General features: G+C 52.8%; 10 protein-coding genes. 3 read left to right on the top strand and 7 right to left on the bottom strand.

Annotated elements, in window-relative coordinates; translation table 11 throughout:
- On the bottom strand, nucleotides 1-1,020 hold the full coding sequence (locus MKY12_RS02350; protein ID WP_036730724.1) for a glycoside hydrolase family 88 protein: 1,020 nt from the start codon (nucleotides 1,018-1,020) through the stop codon (nucleotides 1-3).
- A gap of 194 nt (nucleotides 1,021-1,214) precedes the next feature.
- On the opposite strand from MKY12_RS02350, the gene MKY12_RS02345 reads away from it, so the two are divergent.
- Nucleotides 1,215-2,156, top strand: coding sequence for an AraC family transcriptional regulator (locus MKY12_RS02345; RefSeq protein WP_339312781.1), 942 nt, complete (start codon nucleotides 1,215-1,217; stop codon nucleotides 2,154-2,156).
- Between the two features lie 34 nt (nucleotides 2,157-2,190).
- A complete protein-coding gene (locus MKY12_RS02340) occupies nucleotides 2,191-2,619 on the top strand; it encodes an IS3 family transposase (protein ID WP_209875309.1) in 429 nt (142 codons plus the stop codon).
- Between the two features lie 46 nt (nucleotides 2,620-2,665).
- On the opposite strand, the gene MKY12_RS02335 is transcribed toward MKY12_RS02340, so the two are convergent.
- The 3 genes from MKY12_RS02335 to MKY12_RS02325 all read right to left on the bottom strand — a co-directional run bounded on the left by MKY12_RS02335 (nucleotide 2,666) and on the right by MKY12_RS02325 (nucleotide 10,945).
- Entirely contained in the window at nucleotides 2,666-3,088 is a 423-nt protein-coding gene (locus MKY12_RS02335; RefSeq protein WP_339312779.1) for an NUDIX domain-containing protein, read from the bottom strand.
- A 528-nt stretch (nucleotides 3,089-3,616) separates the two neighbouring features.
- Nucleotides 3,617-9,928, bottom strand: coding sequence for an S-layer homology domain-containing protein (locus MKY12_RS02330; RefSeq protein ID WP_339312777.1), 6,312 nt, complete (start codon nucleotides 9,926-9,928; stop codon nucleotides 3,617-3,619).
- Nucleotides 9,929-10,210: 282 nt separating this feature from the next.
- The gene (locus MKY12_RS02325; protein WP_339253595.1) at nucleotides 10,211-10,945 is read right to left on the bottom strand and encodes a hypothetical protein; all 735 of its coding nucleotides are present in this window, start codon (nucleotides 10,943-10,945) and stop codon (nucleotides 10,211-10,213) included.
- Between the two features lie 152 nt (nucleotides 10,946-11,097).
- Between MKY12_RS02325 and MKY12_RS02320 the strand changes: the two genes are divergently transcribed.
- Nucleotides 11,098-11,700, top strand: a complete 603-nt coding sequence (locus tag MKY12_RS02320; protein WP_209991962.1) for a DUF4304 domain-containing protein — start codon at nucleotides 11,098-11,100, stop codon at nucleotides 11,698-11,700.
- A 676-nt stretch (nucleotides 11,701-12,376) separates the two neighbouring features.
- Here the strand turns inward: MKY12_RS02320 and MKY12_RS02315 are convergent.
- The 3 genes from MKY12_RS02315 to MKY12_RS02305 all read right to left on the bottom strand — a co-directional run bounded on the left by MKY12_RS02315 (nucleotide 12,377) and on the right by MKY12_RS02305 (nucleotide 16,122).
- Complete coding sequence (locus MKY12_RS02315) at nucleotides 12,377-13,546, bottom strand: DUF4317 domain-containing protein (protein ID WP_036730773.1); 1,170 nt, start codon at nucleotides 13,544-13,546, stop codon at nucleotides 12,377-12,379.
- Nucleotides 13,547-13,643: 97 nt separating this feature from the next.
- Complete coding sequence (locus tag MKY12_RS02310; RefSeq protein ID WP_339312776.1) at nucleotides 13,644-14,585, bottom strand: phosphotransferase; 942 nt, start codon at nucleotides 14,583-14,585, stop codon at nucleotides 13,644-13,646.
- Nucleotides 14,575-16,122, bottom strand: coding sequence for a GGDEF domain-containing protein (locus MKY12_RS02305; protein ID WP_339312774.1), 1,548 nt, complete (start codon nucleotides 16,120-16,122; stop codon nucleotides 14,575-14,577). Before MKY12_RS02305 ends, MKY12_RS02310 begins: the two co-directional genes overlap by 11 nt.
- Nucleotides 16,123-16,133: the final 11 nt, after the last annotated feature.

Here is a 16,133-nt window from a genome sequence, read left to right as displayed (position 1 = left end):
CTATTTCAGCAGATCCGACAGGAACGCAAGCGCGAGGCCCTGGCCCCAGCCCTGAGTCCAGTCCTTGGGAATATGGCGGTACCCTTCACGGTCCTTCATGACGGCCGTACCGCCCGATACATTCAGTACACGTCCGTCTTCAGTGATGTTCTCCAGAATGCCCTTCAGGGCCTTTTGCACATATTTGGTATGCAGCGGATTGCCGTTATTCACCATGGCCGCAGCGATCCCGCAGGATGCCGACACCTCTTCATAGGACTCCTCATCGTCCAGCAGCGTACGCCACAGGCCGTCCTCCGTCTGTACCAGCTTCAACGCCGCCAGCTGATCCCGGAGCGAGCACTCCACATCCATACACTGCGGGTACAGGTACCACTCCTTAAGCAGCGGCTTCACCTGCGACATCGTATAGGCTCCCCAGGCGTTTGCCCGGCCCCAGTACAGCCCGGACATATGGTCCTGCTTCACATGGTTATAGCCGTGGAACCAGAGGCCGGTGCTGGGGTCCTGTAAATATTTGATGTGCCAGTAATACTGGTTAAGCGCGTCCTGGATCAGCTCCTGATCCTCCAGCTTGCTGCCCACACGCAGCAGGAAGAACGCCGCCATGAACAGCGTATCCGCCCAAGCCTGCTCCGGGAAGTCATTGGACACTGAGACCGTATGCTGCAGCACCTGATCCCCGAACCGCAGCGCGCTCCCCCGGATATAGCCGATTTTACTCATGACAATATCCCAGTACTTCTGGTCCCCGGTCTCTTCGTACAACGTGATTAGCATATGGCCCATGGCACAGGTGTTGACCGTCCAGTCTGGCAGCCCCAGCTCAATATATTCATCTACCCACTTCACCAGCTGGTTCAGATACTCCTGGTTCCCCGTGGTCTGGTAGGCTCTGGACACCCCATAATAGGCAACGCCGCAAGGCCACTCCCATGTTAAATCCATCGCCAGTGTCTTCCTTGCCACTTTATCGATTACACTTAAGATTTCTTCCCGGTTATATTTAACTTGAAGCATGTTTATTCCCCTCTCCTGTTCCCTGCGTCTCTGAAGGCAGCTATTATCCGTCCATCCGCTTGGAAGCGCTTTACAGAATCTATTGTAAGCAGTAAAATGTTCTACATCTAAGCACATTCACATCAAAACTGCGCAATTTCGACCCTTTATTCTTCATTCCTATTCTAACGCAAGAAGGACAGGAGCTGCTGAAGATGCCCAGAAAAAAGAAACCCGTCATTGAGTACCGCCACTACAGCGTGCCGATCCATTTCCCTGTCCTGCTGCTCAGCGGCGAACGCTGGAGGATCTCTGACATCAAGAGCGAGCACCTGCATTTCCACAACCACCTGGAGATCGGGATCTGCTATTCAGATAGCGGGATTATGGAGATTAAGGGCGAGAACGTGCCTTTTGCCGCCGGGGATGTGACCTTCCTGCCGCGGTATCTGCCCCATACGACGTACAGTTCTCCGGGTGAGGCCAGTCTGTGGTCCTATCTGTTTTTCTCGCCGGAGGATCTGTTCCAGCATTCCTTCAAGAGTGCCTACGCTGGCTTCGAGCCGAATCTCTGGGCAGTGCAGGGTGCGAACTGTATTCTGAGCAGGGAAAAGCACCTCCTCGTCTATACGCTGGCTACCTCCATCGTCCTCGAATTACAGCAGCAGAAGCCTTACTATCAGGAGAGTGCATACGGCTTATTGCTGTCCCTGTACATTGAGCTGCTCCGCATTCATTCTACGAACGAAGCCTTGAGCGGCCAGGAGGCCGGGCATTCGCTCCTCGGTGACTTCGCTATCGCCCCCGCGCTGGAGTATATTACCCGCAACTATATGGCGCCGATGACCATCGATGACCTGGCCGGGCTGTGCCACTTGAGCACCACCCATTTCCGCCGCAAATTCCATGATACGATGGGCACCGCCCCCCTGGATTTCCTGAGCAGCACCCGGATTGAGGAAGCCTGCAAGCAGCTTAAGAGCACCGAGGATTCAATTCTGGAGATCTCGGAGAAGGTCGGCTTCCACTCCATCTCCAGCTTCAACCGCTGCTTCTCCAAGCTGATGGGCGTCCCGCCCAAGGAATGGCGCAAGGGTGCGCAGTCGGAGGCGCAATCGGCGAAAGCAAGTATTCTGGAGTTCACGGGGTGGGTGTGAGCCCTATACTGAACGTAACTAGGAGGTCTTTCCCATGAAAAACACAGATCAAAGGCAGGATTCGACAGAGCCGGTGTCAGCAAATGAAGAGGAGCTTACCCGCCTGCAAAAGAGTCTGCCTGAGCACCCGCTGTCCAAGTCCCTGCGGTTCCAGTTCATCGAAGACCACCGCTCCGAGTTCCCTGTAGAGAAGATGTGCAAGGTGCTTGAAGTCTCACGAAGCGGATTCTACAAATGGAGAAACGCCGAGGTCAGCAACCAGGCGAAGCGCAAGGCCCTGCTGCTGACGCGGATCACCGAACTTTTCGAAGCTAACCATGGCCAATTCGGCAGTCCCAGAATCACCCTTCTCTTAAGAGAAGAAGGCTACATTATCAGCGAACGGACCGTAGGCAAGTTCATGAAGGAGCTTGGTTTACGCTCGTCCTACTCCCTGCGGACGAATAAACCTATGGAAGACTGACGGTGAGGAAGAATTAAAGCTCTAATGGTCTGCCGCAGCCTAAATGTTATTTTCTTGCCAGTGCTACTCTTCTTATACTTTCTTTAGTCCAGGGAGTAGCCAGGGGGTGATCCATGATTTCATCGTGGGTCATCCAATGTACGGCTTCGACTTCATCAGGACTCCGGGTGGTTGCTGTACCACTCTCGTATTCACATAGGAACACCATATTGATGACATTGCGTCCGTCCTCTGTCACGAAGGAGGAGCTATACACAAAAGTAACCGCATCCTTGATCACGATGCCAACCTCCTCATCGCATTCGCGCTTCACCGTCCGTTCGAGGATTTCGAGCGTATTGCCCTCAATATCCACTTTTCCCCCTACAAGAGCCAGAGTCCCTCCTGCATGCTCTTCTTTGGTACTTCGGGTAATCACAAGCCACTTATCTTCCTTACAGATTGCTGCTTCTACATTAACAATGAACATACCGCCATGCCCCTCTCCTGAAAATTCTGTTATAGCCAATTATAGCAAGAACCAGACCTCATATAGCAAATACAAGGCTTCCAATCGCCCGGGTAATCAGCAAGTGGACAAACGTATCTTAATTTATCGCTTTCTGGCGATTGTACGCAAACAGGTGGAAAAACAGCAACTAATTCTAGTGATTGTGCCAATTCCGCTGAATTGTGATTCAATAAGTAACATTTATCCAACTACTGTCCCTTCAGGACTCGTCCGCTCTACAGCAAGTGTATAAAATCCAACTGCTTCCGCGCAGCACCCCGCCCCTCCCAGCTCGAGATTTCCTATAATTGGCTACATGCCTAATGCCAAAATTCAATCGCCAAGTGGAAACGTATTTGCCGTCCTTTTAAAGGTCGATACCGTTTCAGCGAGAAGTAGAAGGACAGTTCATAGCGTAAAACATATAAATCCTTATATTGCAAAAAAGCGGATTCAGCTCAATGACTGAATCCGCTTTTTCTAGTTTACATAGTATAGTTTATACCGTTAATCAATCAGCTTCGACTTCTGGAGCAGACGCTGGATCAGCACCGCCACTTCTGCGCGGGTAACGTTGGCTTTGGCCTCCAGCTTATTGCCGCTGCGGCCGGTGATTAAGCCGGCGGATGCTGCGAGCGCCAGACTGTCCTTCGCCCAGGCGCCAACGCGGCCTGCATCTGTGAAGGCTGCAAGCACACCAGCGGTGTCCACTGTGCCGGTCTGTTCTGCGAGACCGGTCAGCTTCATCGCCTTAGCGATGATGTTCATGGCCTGCTCGCGTGTGATCCGGTCTCCGGGCCGGAAGCTTCCATCCTCGAAGCCGGTAATCAGCCCCGCCCCGGACGCTGTCCCAACTGCTGCTGCATACCAGCTATTCGCCGGAACATCTGCGAATTTCGCAGCTCCCTCTCCAAGCTTCAGGCCCAGACCGCGTACGATGATTGCTGCGAACTCTGCACGGGTGATGTCGGCGTTCGGGTTGAACGTGAATTCGTTCACCCCGTTAATGACCAGACGGGAGCCCATGTCATTCACAGCATTCTTCGCCCAATGCTTCTCCACATCCGCGAATGTCAGCGGATGCCAGACCACAGAATAGGTGCTGTTCGTCAGACTGTTGATCTCTGCGTAGTATTTACCATCCTTCTGGATGATTCTGGTCGGTACATGACGCACCGTTCCATCCGGATCGACAACGATACCAGTTGTAAGCCGGTTCGGGTTAACCCCCTGCGGAAGCGCTACTGTCCGCGATACATAAGCATTGAACCTGTTCAACTCTACTGTCGAGTTCCCGGAAGAAGCGGTAACTGTGAAATCCAGGACTGGCGCTGCAAGAGTCAGGCCGCCTCTGACTGCCGCAGCGGTAACCACCTGATTCATGGCAGCCGAAGCATCTCCAATGGTAATCCTCAGCGTAATATCCTCCAGCTTAACCCCGTTACCTAATCTTGCGGCCAATGCGCCGATGTTAATCTCGGATGCAGGCAACGTATAGCTTCCCTTGCTGGTCTGAAGCACCAGGGTGGCCGCCACATTCTCCATATTCTTGATCATCTGGCCGCTCAATTCGCCGACAATCACATTCGAATCCAGCATCATCGGGATAGTTACTACAGCGCCGTTCCCCTCGGCATCCAGCTTCGCCTGCAATCTGGCCGGATCTACCGCGATGGTCGTCGTTCTAAGGTTACCGGAGATCGTGGTCGTTGCTTTGCCCGCGTTCTCCTCCTTGCCGTTCACAAGGACAATCACATCGGTAACCGTACTGGCCGCATTCCCGGAAGGGGTCCCGCTGTTCGGGTTACTTCCGCTGCCCGGGCTGACCGGATCGGGAGTTGGCGTTACCGGAGTAGTCAGCGCAACTACTGCAATGACGCTGCCGTATTTTACCACCATGCCTTCCGCATCTACCTCAGCAATGCCAATCGTATCCCCATTGGCTGCCGGAATCAGCCCTTCACTGCCTACAAGCGTGTATCCGGTCAGAAGGTCTCCCACATTCGGCACGATGATGCTGCCAGAACCAAAGTTCTTATACAGCAGCTTATGTCCTTCAGCCGGTGCAGGGGTAACCTTGATTTGTGTATAGCCGTTACTCTCTGCACCACCCGGATCACTGGCACTCACACCCAAGTCCCCGGCAGGGATCAAGACATTCGTTGTAAAAGTCAGCGTAGTTGCCGGTCCCGCCGGAACCGATCCGCTGGCCGCCACCCGTACCTTCACCGTATGCTCGCCGCTCAGGTCCGGCAAGTTGGTTCCGTCATAACGTACAAAGGGTCCTTCATTCAAGGAGAATTCCATGCTAGTGTTCAGGCCCATAATCGTATTGTTCAGATCATCCGCTACCACTTCTGGAGCCGCTGGGATCACGGCATCTGAGTCATGCACGGTCACCTGAGCAATAGCAGAAGCAAAGTCCGTTGACGTAGCCTTCAACCGCACATAATACGTGCCCGGTGCAAGACCGGTAAGCGAAGTGTCTGTAACTTCTGTCCAAGCCTCAGTGTCCACAATCTGGTATTCCATCTGGACGGTCAGATTCTGCAGTGTTCCGTCATTGGCTCCGTTATAGGTCACATCCGTGACACTCACTCCGACTGGAGCGGCCTGACGCGCGGGAACACTCAACATTTGCGCATCACTATCGGTGGTAGTCACCCCGTCGCCCGTCTTCACGATAATCAGGGTGGTTCCCAGCCAGCTGCTGTCTAGCAGTAGCGTTCCATCTGTGGCGGCCGTTACAGCCGTACCATTTAAGGTGTATACCCCTTCTGGAATCAGACCTGTCAATCGCTCAGCGGTGTAATCAATCACCGCCGCAGGCGTCACTTCCGCCTCAGATGCAAAGGAGGTCACTGTCACTTCCACCGCAGCTGAGCTGAACGCCGTTGCTGTCGCCTTCGTGCGGACTTCATAGACGCCTGGTGCAAGGCCTGTGACGGTGGTGCCTGTAACATCTGTCCATGCGCCTGCTGTACCTTTTCTGTATTCCATGGCTGTTGTCACATTCGTGAGCGTGCCATCCTTCGCTTGAATCGCCGTTTCGTCTGTTGAAGCTACATCCGCAGGTGCTGCCGGACGGGCAGGAATAGTCAAGCTCTGCGCCGCACTATCTATGGTTGTGGATGCATTCCCCTGCTTCACTAGGCTCAGGGGGCTGCCCATCCAGCCGTTATCCAGTGCCAGCTTGCCGTCTGCATCTGCTGTTACGGTCAACGAACCATTCAGTGTATACGTACCGTTCGCAGTCAGACCGCTCAGCTGCTCAGCCTCGTAGTCAATGACCGCTGTTGGAGTGGCTTCCAGTGTGGGTACGTAGGCATTCACCGTTACAACTTGTGCTTCCGAGGCAAAAGCTGTCACCGTACCCTTCGTACGGATAGAGTACGTATCCGGGACCAACCCGCTTACGCTAGTGCCTGTGACATCTGTCCATGCGCCTGCTGAACCTTTTTTATACTCCATGGCTGTAGTCACATTCGTGAGCGTACCGTTCTTCGCGTTAATCGCCTTCTCATCCGTTGCCGCAACTCCGGCAGGCGCTGCCGGACGGGCAGGAATAGTCAAGTTCTGCGCCACACTATCTATGGTTGTCGATGCATTCCCCTGCTTCACTAGGCTCAGGGAGCTGCCCAGCCAAGAGCTATCCAGCGCCAGCTTGCCGTCTGCATCTGCTGTTACGGTCAACGAACCATTCAGTGTATACGTACCGTTCGCAGTCAGACCGCTCAGCTGCTCAGCTTCGTAGTCAATGACCGCTGTTGGAGTGGCTTCCGGTATCGCTACATACGCTACCACATTCACGATGTGTGCTACCGAGGCAAAAGCCTTCAAAGTCGCCTTGGTCTGGACGTAGTACGTACCCGGAGCCAGCCCCGTCACTGTTGTTCCCGTCACATCCGTCCACACGCCTGCGGCACCTTGCTTGTACTCCATGGCCGGAGTCACATTCGTAAGCGTACCGTTCTTCGCGTTAATCGCCGTCTCATCCGTTGCCGTAACTCCAGCAGGTGCTGCCGGACGAACAGGAATGCTCACGGTCTGCGCCGCACTGTCAATGGTCGTGGACGCATTTCCCTGCTTCACAAGGCTCAGAGTGGTTCCCAGCCAAGAGCTATCCAGTGCCAGCTTGCCCGCCGCATCCGCGTATATCGATAACGTGCCATTCACCGTATAGAGACCATTCGCCAGCAGACCGCTTAGCTGCTCGGCTTCATAGTCAATCACCGCTGCCGGGATTGTCTCTACCATTGGCACATACGCATTCACCGTAACACTATACGCTTCCGAGGCAAAAGACGACGCCGTCCATTTCACACGGACCTCGTACGTACCCGGAGCAAGCCCCGTCACCGTTGTACCGGTCACATCAGTCCATACTCCCCCGGTACTTAGCTTGTACTCCATCGCTGAATTTACATTCTCAAGTGTACCGTTGTTCACCTCTATTCCCATTTCATCCGTTGCCGTCACACCTGTTGGTGTCGCCGGACGGGATGGAATGCTCAGCATCTGCGCCGCACTATCTACCGTTGTCGAAGCATTCCCCTGCTTCACAATACTCAGGGACTCTCCCAGCCAGCTCTGCTCCAGCACCAGCGTGCCAGCCGCACTCGCCGTTACCGCCGTACCGTTCACGGTATACGTGCCATTCGCCGTCAGACCGCTCAGTTGCTCGGTTCCATAATCGATCACCGCTTCCGGGGTTGGATCTGCTAATGGCACATAAGCATTCACCGTTACACTATGCGCTTCCGATACAAAAGACGCCGCCGTCAACTTCACACGGACCTCGTACGTCCCCGGAGCCAGTCCCGTCACTGCTGTACCGGTCACATCTGTCCATACTCCCCCGGTACTTAGCTTGTACTCCATCGCTGAAGTTACATTCTCAAGCTTACCGTTGTTCGCCTCTATCGCCAGTTCATCCGTTGCCGTCACACCTGTAGGTGCCGCTGGACGGGAGGGAATGCTCAGCATTTGCGCTGCACTATCTACGGTTGTCGAAGCATTCCCCTGCTTCACAATACTCAGGGACTCTCCCAGCCAGCTTTGCTCCAGCGCAAGCGTACCAGCTGCGCTCGCCGTTACCGCTGTACCGTTCACGGTATACGTACCATTCGCCGTCAGACCGCTCAGCTGCTCGGCTTCATAATCGATCACCGCTGCCGGAGTCGGCTCCAGCGCTGGCTTGAACAGCGATACAGTTGCCGTCTGCGGCGAACCGCTAACCGTGTATCCGCTTGGCGAATTCACAGCCACGGACACATCGCCCTCGCCGGTGACTGAAGTAAGCGCTAGGCTCCAAGCGGTTCCCGACCCGCTTAAGGACCCTTTTACCGCAGAGCCTGTAACATCTGTAATCGTGATATCATCTGCCGTCAGTCCGGCAATCGCAGCATCGAAGGTCAGATCAATCTTCGTTGAAGTTGTGGTTCCTGGCACACCGTCCGCTACAGCCGATTGCAGCACAACCGGAGTTAAGGCCTCCCTGTTAAACAGCTTGCCGGTTACTCTGAAATGACTGGCGTCTGTATTATCTGTTGTGATGAAAACGATCTTGTCGCCGAAGGCCGGATATACGGCAAACTTCGGATAATATTCCACATTGAACATCCAGGTGTCTTCATTGTATCCCTGGAATACAGCAGGTGCGGAATCCACCGGCTGATCCGTTGTATACAGCAGGGTCCCGTCATTGTCATAGTAATTCAAGTAAGCGTACTGGGTTCCAGACCATTCTGTACCGTAATTGTAGGCATCATCGATGGCTTTATTGGACAAAGGGTCCGTACTAACCGTTACGAATCCCGGCATCGCGCCTTTCTTGTAGACTGCGGCAGCTGCCTCGCCCAGCGAACCATTTACGTTGAATCCGCCTTGGCTTACACCCGCATTGTCATATAAGGAGACACTGGTGATTCCGGTTTGCCAGCTGTATTGACTGAACATGAAATTCCCGTTGCTCAGCGTAGACAGATACAGCTGTTTCTCATTCGTTCTCGCCCCAATATTAATGGTGGTTATGGAGGTTCCGTTGTTATTGAATAACTGCAGATAGATATTATCATTCGAGGGTCCTGAATTATACGCAGCCATATACACGCCATCACCAGCGGCTACGTAGGACATGCTCGCATTAGCATCTACCAGCAGGGTTTCGCTTGACACTGGTACGCCCGCAGCAGTGAAGACACGGGTAACCGTGCTTTTATTATCATTTCGTTGCCAGGAAAAAGCGATATCGCCGTTAGACAGCTCCGCCGCAGAGATAAAGCGCGTGAGCTGCGGCAGACTGGCCGCACTGAAGGTGTTCAGCCGGGTCTGGCCGGTCACCTTCTGGCCGTTCTTATCCAGCACCATGAAATAGGCATTCGGCGTACTCTCAGTAACTGTGCCCAGTTGCAGGTTGTATTCGCTGGAGTCGCTTTTACTGTACATAATCAGCAGATTGCCGTTATTGAGCGCAAGCATGCTCACATACGTCATTTTGTAATAGGTGTCCATCAGGCTGCCCAGGTTAACGTCCGTTATAAGCGTTCCTGTGCTGTTAAAGACCCTTAAGAAATTAGAGGCTGTGTAAGAATTCCCCTGATAGACGAATGAATTCAGCAGAACCGCCGTACTTCCATCCTGTAGACCCTTCGCATCTGCCAGATTCTTGCCCGCCGAATACGTAACCGGAGGCTCAATTACAAAATCAGCCGCTTCATTAAATGACGGTACCGCCGCATAAGCACGGAGTGACATCATGGGCAGCAGTCCGATCACCAATACCACAGCCAGCCCGATTTTGCCCATTTTCTTAAACATCGCTTTCCTCCTTGTCGAATGAACATTTCCATAATATTGATAACGCTTCCGTAAACCTCTGAACATGCTGCACACACTCTGCACATGCCCGGCATTAGCAAGCATTAGTTTTCCATAATGGTTTATCGACATTTTTCGCGCTAAAGTTAACAAATTCGACAAATAAATATCAGTCATATCGTCAATAAGTGCGCTTTAAGTCCTTGTATAATTTAAAAAGACGAAAATGCGCGCAAAAAAGCCCGCTCTGTCGATTGGACAGAACGGGCTGAAAAATATCCTCTACATTTCTTCCACATACCGCTTGGCTTCGCCAAGGGGCATATCCGTATGCTGACGGACGAGCTTGATGGCAAGAATGAGCTTGCCGTCCTTTTTTAACTGCCGGACATGCTCCTGGACCTCTTCGGGCAAGACCCTCAGCGTAGTGCTTGCTGCCTCCCGGCGCTTCAGTTCCGCAGCTACCCGCTGCTCCATATCCGGTGTCAACGTCTCGTCTACGGTCGCAGCAGGCACCGGCCAGCGCTCTGGCTTACTCCCCCGGATCACTGCAAGCAAGGTGCCTACAATCGAGTAGAGCACCAGATACTGAGCGCACCGGTACAGGTATAACCATACTGTACTTAGCGTAACCATCTCCCCGCCTGGCTTCAGAATGGAGAGGTTCTCCGAAATGACGTACTGGCCTGGCGCATAATTATTGACATCCTGGTCCAGCTGCAATTGACCTATAGGAGAGATGATCCATTCCAGCGGCTTGTTGGTTATGGGGTTCCCGGCCGTGTCGATCATCATGCCCAAGAACGAGAAGAGGGCGACGGCAAAGACCAAATAAGTGGACCAATTCAACCTTTTGACTAACACCACCATAATGAACACAACCAGCAAAGTCAGACTTCTTATGTAATCGTTATGTAGGAATAATTGAAAAACTACCGGCAGCCCCCATCCGAACAGCAGCACCATCACAGCCGCAAACCCAAAGAAAAACAATAAAATCTTAACGTTCTTCTTCACTTCCTGCATTCTCCTTTCCTGCCTCCTATCCTATATTTACCCAGAATGAAGTATTTTGAGGTTATTCTGTTTATAGTACAATTATAGCTGTCAGCCAACACGTTATAATATGCAGCCTATTATCAACCCAGGTGAAGGAGGATTTACTTACTATGAATGAATTATTAAATATGAAGGAATTGTTCACGCAGATCATCAAGCAGGACGTCAAACCTTTTTTCTCCGAACGGGGTTATCGCACAAAGGATCTGAATTTCTACAAAACAGAAGGCCAACTCAGCTATAAAATCAATATCCAGAAATTCAAGTACAATACACACAAGGAACTCAGCTTCTATGTGAATTACAGCCTTAATTCCGAAGAGCTTGCGCAATATAGGCCTGCTTCGTCTCTGGGCTTGCCTCACTTCTATGTCCGGATCAGGAACATCGTCCCCGCCGCCCCGGAACGCTACTTCCTGACTCCGGAGGTAGATGTGGACAAGTTCACGGCAGACCTGCTGCTCCACTTGGATCAGGGGCTCCAATTCATGTATACCCTAACCGATGCCAGGGCCATTATTGAATACTATATGCCGAAGATAGCACTGCATTTAAGTGAGGAGACCTTCGGGTTCCTGCTGGATACAGGGGATACAGAGACTGCGGAGCAATATCTGAAGCAGCTCCAAGCGAAATACGGCGCCGAGAAGCGCTGGGCGATCTTGGAGAAGAAGTATGCAGCGGTCTGGGAGAAATACGGGAGCTCTTCCTAGCGCACCCGGTCCAATTGTAGTCGCTTTTTCGATTACATTTCGCCTACCCAGCGCACCCGGTCCAATTGTGGTCGCTTTTCCGACTACATTTCGCCTACCCAGCGCACACGGTCCAATTGTAGTCGCTTTTCCGACTACATTTCGCCTACCCAGCGCACATGGTCCAAATGTAGTCGCTTTTCCGACTACATTTCGCCTACCCAGCGCACACGGTGCAATTGTAGTCGCTTTTCCGACTACATTTCGCCTACCCAGCGCACACGGTCCAAATGTAGTCGCTTTTCCAACTACATTTCGCCTACCCAGCGCACACGGTCCAATTGTAGTCGCTTTTCCGACTACACTTCGCGTACCCAGCGCACACGGTCCAATTGTGGTCGGTTTTTCGACTACATTTCGCCTACCCAGCGCACCCGGTCCAAATGTAGTCGCTTTTCCGACTACACTTCGCGTACCCAGCGCACACGGTCCAATTGTAGTCGGTTTTCTGTGAAATTACATTTGGTACAACCTGCGATAAACTCTCGCTACTCATTTTCATGCTGGCGTTGTGCCTTGAAAGGCAGGTTTGTTGGCATTGGGCCGTGCGCACTCGTACCAGCCCTACACAAAAAGGGCTTCCCGCTCTCGTAAGGAGACATCGGGATAGCCCTTTTTCAATATACATGTGTACAGGTTAGGATAAGTTCTCCGTCAACAGCGTGAAGCCTTCAATCACCGCATCCTCATCAATCTCAATCATGATGCAGCGCTTGCCCTGGTAATTCACCTGCCGCACATATCTCAGGTCCTGCGGGCTGATCGTGATGGATGCAACCTTCGTATCGATCTTGATCGACTTGGAGGTGAACTTCGGGATGACGCTGCTGGCCTTCAGCTCATAGTGCTTATTATCCACGATGGTCTCAAACGCGCGCTCCACCTTCTCCGCCGTCACATCCTCCACGCCGCTGGCCTTCAGCACACGCTCCACATCGCGGTAATCAAGTCTCGGCGGCTCTTCCTCTTCCGCGTTGTCCTCAATCACTTGATGAATCTCCTCGTACACCTGAGCAATGGTCGCCACATCGATCTGCTCGCCCGCCACTTCCTTCACAATGTCCTCAAAAATAGACCGTTCCTCCAGCGCCGTCACCGACCGCTCCGCATTCAGCACCTGCTCGATGAACTGCGGGTTCGGATTATTCGCGCTTCCCGTGCAGTACAGCACCCGGTTGATATCCGAATAGTTGTCGGTCACACTCGGGTAGAAGAAGCCCTGCTCCGGCGTGCTCAGCTTGATGATGGGATCCACCATGATATTGTATTTGAACTCCCGCTCCACATAATCGAACAAAAGCGTCTTACGCTGCTGCTCCGTGGAATTCACGCTGCACAGAATGAACGGATGCGCGAATACCTCGTCCTTCCCGGTCTCCTCGGCCTCATCATTACGCGCCTTGGTCGGCCGGAAGTATTGTCCCCGTACGAAGGTGATGACCGCATCCTTCTCATACTTGGCATCCACCAGCATTTTGTCCACCAGCATAAGCATCAGGTCCTGCCATTCCTCCGGGTCACCGGTTATCAGCCCCTGGTGCAGCATCACCTGCGACGGCTCCTCTGCTTCCTCCAGGAACTTCAGCTCGAACAGCTTCTGGTCCAGCTCGCCCGTCAGCAGCTTCCGGAAGTTACTCATATACAGCTCCTGCTTCTCGCGTTCCAGCATGGCGAACGGCTGGCGTTCGAAGTGGTAGATTTCATTCGTTTCTTTCATAATATAGACATTCAGAATATCGTACAGATTCAGCTGATCATGGTCCATCTTGAACTGCTTGCGTATATGTGCGGCTTCTTTCTTGATCATGGTATGTGACACAGCTCCTATGAAATGAATTGGTTGTATCAGTATAAACGATAGGCATTAACCTTCGCTAGTTCAGTATTCCATCCAGTGATCGTAGTTATATGGCTGTAACCATATCCAAATACCGCCGCAGCCCCGCCTCAGTGCCAGGGTCCCTTAGCCAGGCCCCCAAGCTCCAAGTCATATAACGCAGGCCGAGATACCATGAAGCAGCTCTATAGCTCTGCCCGAACGTATCCGCAGGAAGCTCCCATCCCAGCGAAGCCAGCACTTCACGGTATTCTCCAGCTTGAGACCGGTCAAACCGCATAGGGATGTCGAGGAACAGGGAACCGTACCGCGCTTCTTCCCAGTCAATGAACATAACGTCATCATTATTGTGTACCAGTACATTTCCGGGATTCAGATCATTATGTATAAGCGTGTGAGTGGTCTCATCCTTCCAGACGGCTTCGAGCTCGTCCACGATTTTCCCCGATACGGCATCGATTTCAGAAATATACGTCCCGAAGGTCTCCACGAACCGTTCATTGTGCTTGGCCTCTTCCCATGCGGGTCGCCATACTCCATGAATTATAGTCTCTATGTATGTACGGCTAACCCTAGGGAGCCAGGATAACTCCTCCTGCAATCCGCGATTACGGTTATGAATATAAGCCAGCGCCTGCATTTCCTTGTGCTGAAGCATCCCAATATCCAGATTCTGATAATTCGTCTTATAATCTACGTCCTGAATACATAGGAGCACCCGATGGTCCGAATCCAGATTACCCGCTCTATTAAAAGGGACATTAGCCCCCTGATCCAATAACCGGTTCATTACCCGCCGTTCAATTCCATTCGCCATTTTGGTAATCACAGAGCTGTACTCTTGTCTGCCTTCACTCTCCAAGAGAATCCTGTGCCGGAATAAATCCACCGCCTGATAGCCCGAATGCAATCGGGTGCTCTCGATATCAAGGACCTTTGCCTTATCAGACAGGAATTGCCGCACAGTCTCCTCAATTAAATCCATCCCCCCGCCAATCTCAAATCTCATGATTTCCCTCCGCCTCTCCCCGCTTGATCGCATACATCCGCTTGTCGGCTTGGCGCAAAAGAGCATCCGGAGCCGTTCCGTCCTGCGGATACAAGCTGATGCCGATGCTCATATCGATCTTCAGCTCTTCGCCTTCATAATCCAGCGTGGCCTGTGCAGCCGCCGCCAGCAGCCGGTGCTCCAGCTCTGCGGCGGTCAGCCCGTCCCCGCCCACGGGGCAGAACAGCACGAATTCGTCTCCGCCGAAGCGGGCCGCCAGCCCGTCCGGCTGAACCAGCTGATGGATCATGCCCGCTACCTTGCATAACATCTGGTCCCCGGCCTCATGACCCCAGCGGTCGTTCACCTGCTTGAACCGGTCAAGATCAAGTAGGAGGATGGCTACTTCCCCGCCGCTGCGCTCTGCTTCTGCAAGAGTCTCCTCCAGCTTATCATAGAATTGCCTGCGGTTCGGCAGCCCTGTGAGCGGATCATGGTAGGCCATGAAGGCAATCTGCCGCACATGCTGATTGCGCAGCCGGATGTCCCGGATGAGCAGTACCGCATGGATCTCATGATCCACGGTCACGTAATCTCCGTTAATCATCACCTCGACCGGACTCTCCCCGTTATGCAGAACCATTTCCAGCTCACTGATATCGTCCTGTACCTTAAGCTTCGCCACGATCTCTGCACCGCCCAGATCGGTAAGATTAGCCTTCCCCAGGGTCAGACGGCCAAACATCTTACCGGCACTCGGATTCGCTTCCTTAATGCTGCCTGACAACGAGACGAGCAGCGCAGCCTGTGAATTGATCTGGAACATCTTCTTGTAGCGCTGTCCCGCATGATTAAGGAACTCATACCGCTGCATGGACAGCCGAAGAACGAAGCACCAGATCAGTCCTCCGTAGATATACGTATAAGGCGGCAGCATTTCATTGAAGCGGAAATAGCCGAACACCGCTACCCAGAGGAATGTCACCCAGGAGCCATACTCCAGCAGCTTGAAGATACCGCCATGCTCCTGATAATCAGGATCGGCGGCACTCCACTTGCGCCTACTTCGCAGCATGACGATCGGAACGAAGCTCAGCACTAAGCTGGCTGTCAGTGTCCCGTAGTACGCCGCATTGGCCACCGGCCATTTCCAAACTCCGCTTACGGTGAACAGCTGCACAGAAGTATAGGAGCGTTGACCAATGAGTCCCGCCGGAATAGCCAGCGTTAATATGTGGAACAGATAGGGGTACCACGGCCGGGACATCCGCTTATGCAAGCCGATTAACCGGGCAATCAGATGGAAGCCCAGCCCTGGAATAAGGATACCGACATTGGCGAACCAGACCGCAGCCAGCAGCGGACTATATTCCATGGGCAGCATATACCGGAAGTACTCCTCCAGGAACATCAGGAAATAGCACAGAATTGTAGCGCTTACCAGACGATGTTCGATCCGCCGCGGGTTGCGCAGCAGCACATCCATTCCCATGTAGAAAAAGAAGAGCATCGGCAGCCAATAAAATACGACAGGTATCCATACATGGGTCGGGCTCATTTCTCTTCTCC

The organism is Paenibacillus sp. FSL M7-0896, from assembly GCF_037975415.1.
Lineage (GTDB): Bacteria > Bacillota > Bacilli > Paenibacillales > Paenibacillaceae > Paenibacillus_AQ > Paenibacillus_AQ silagei.
This window is presented reverse-complemented; position numbering and strand designations above follow the sequence as displayed.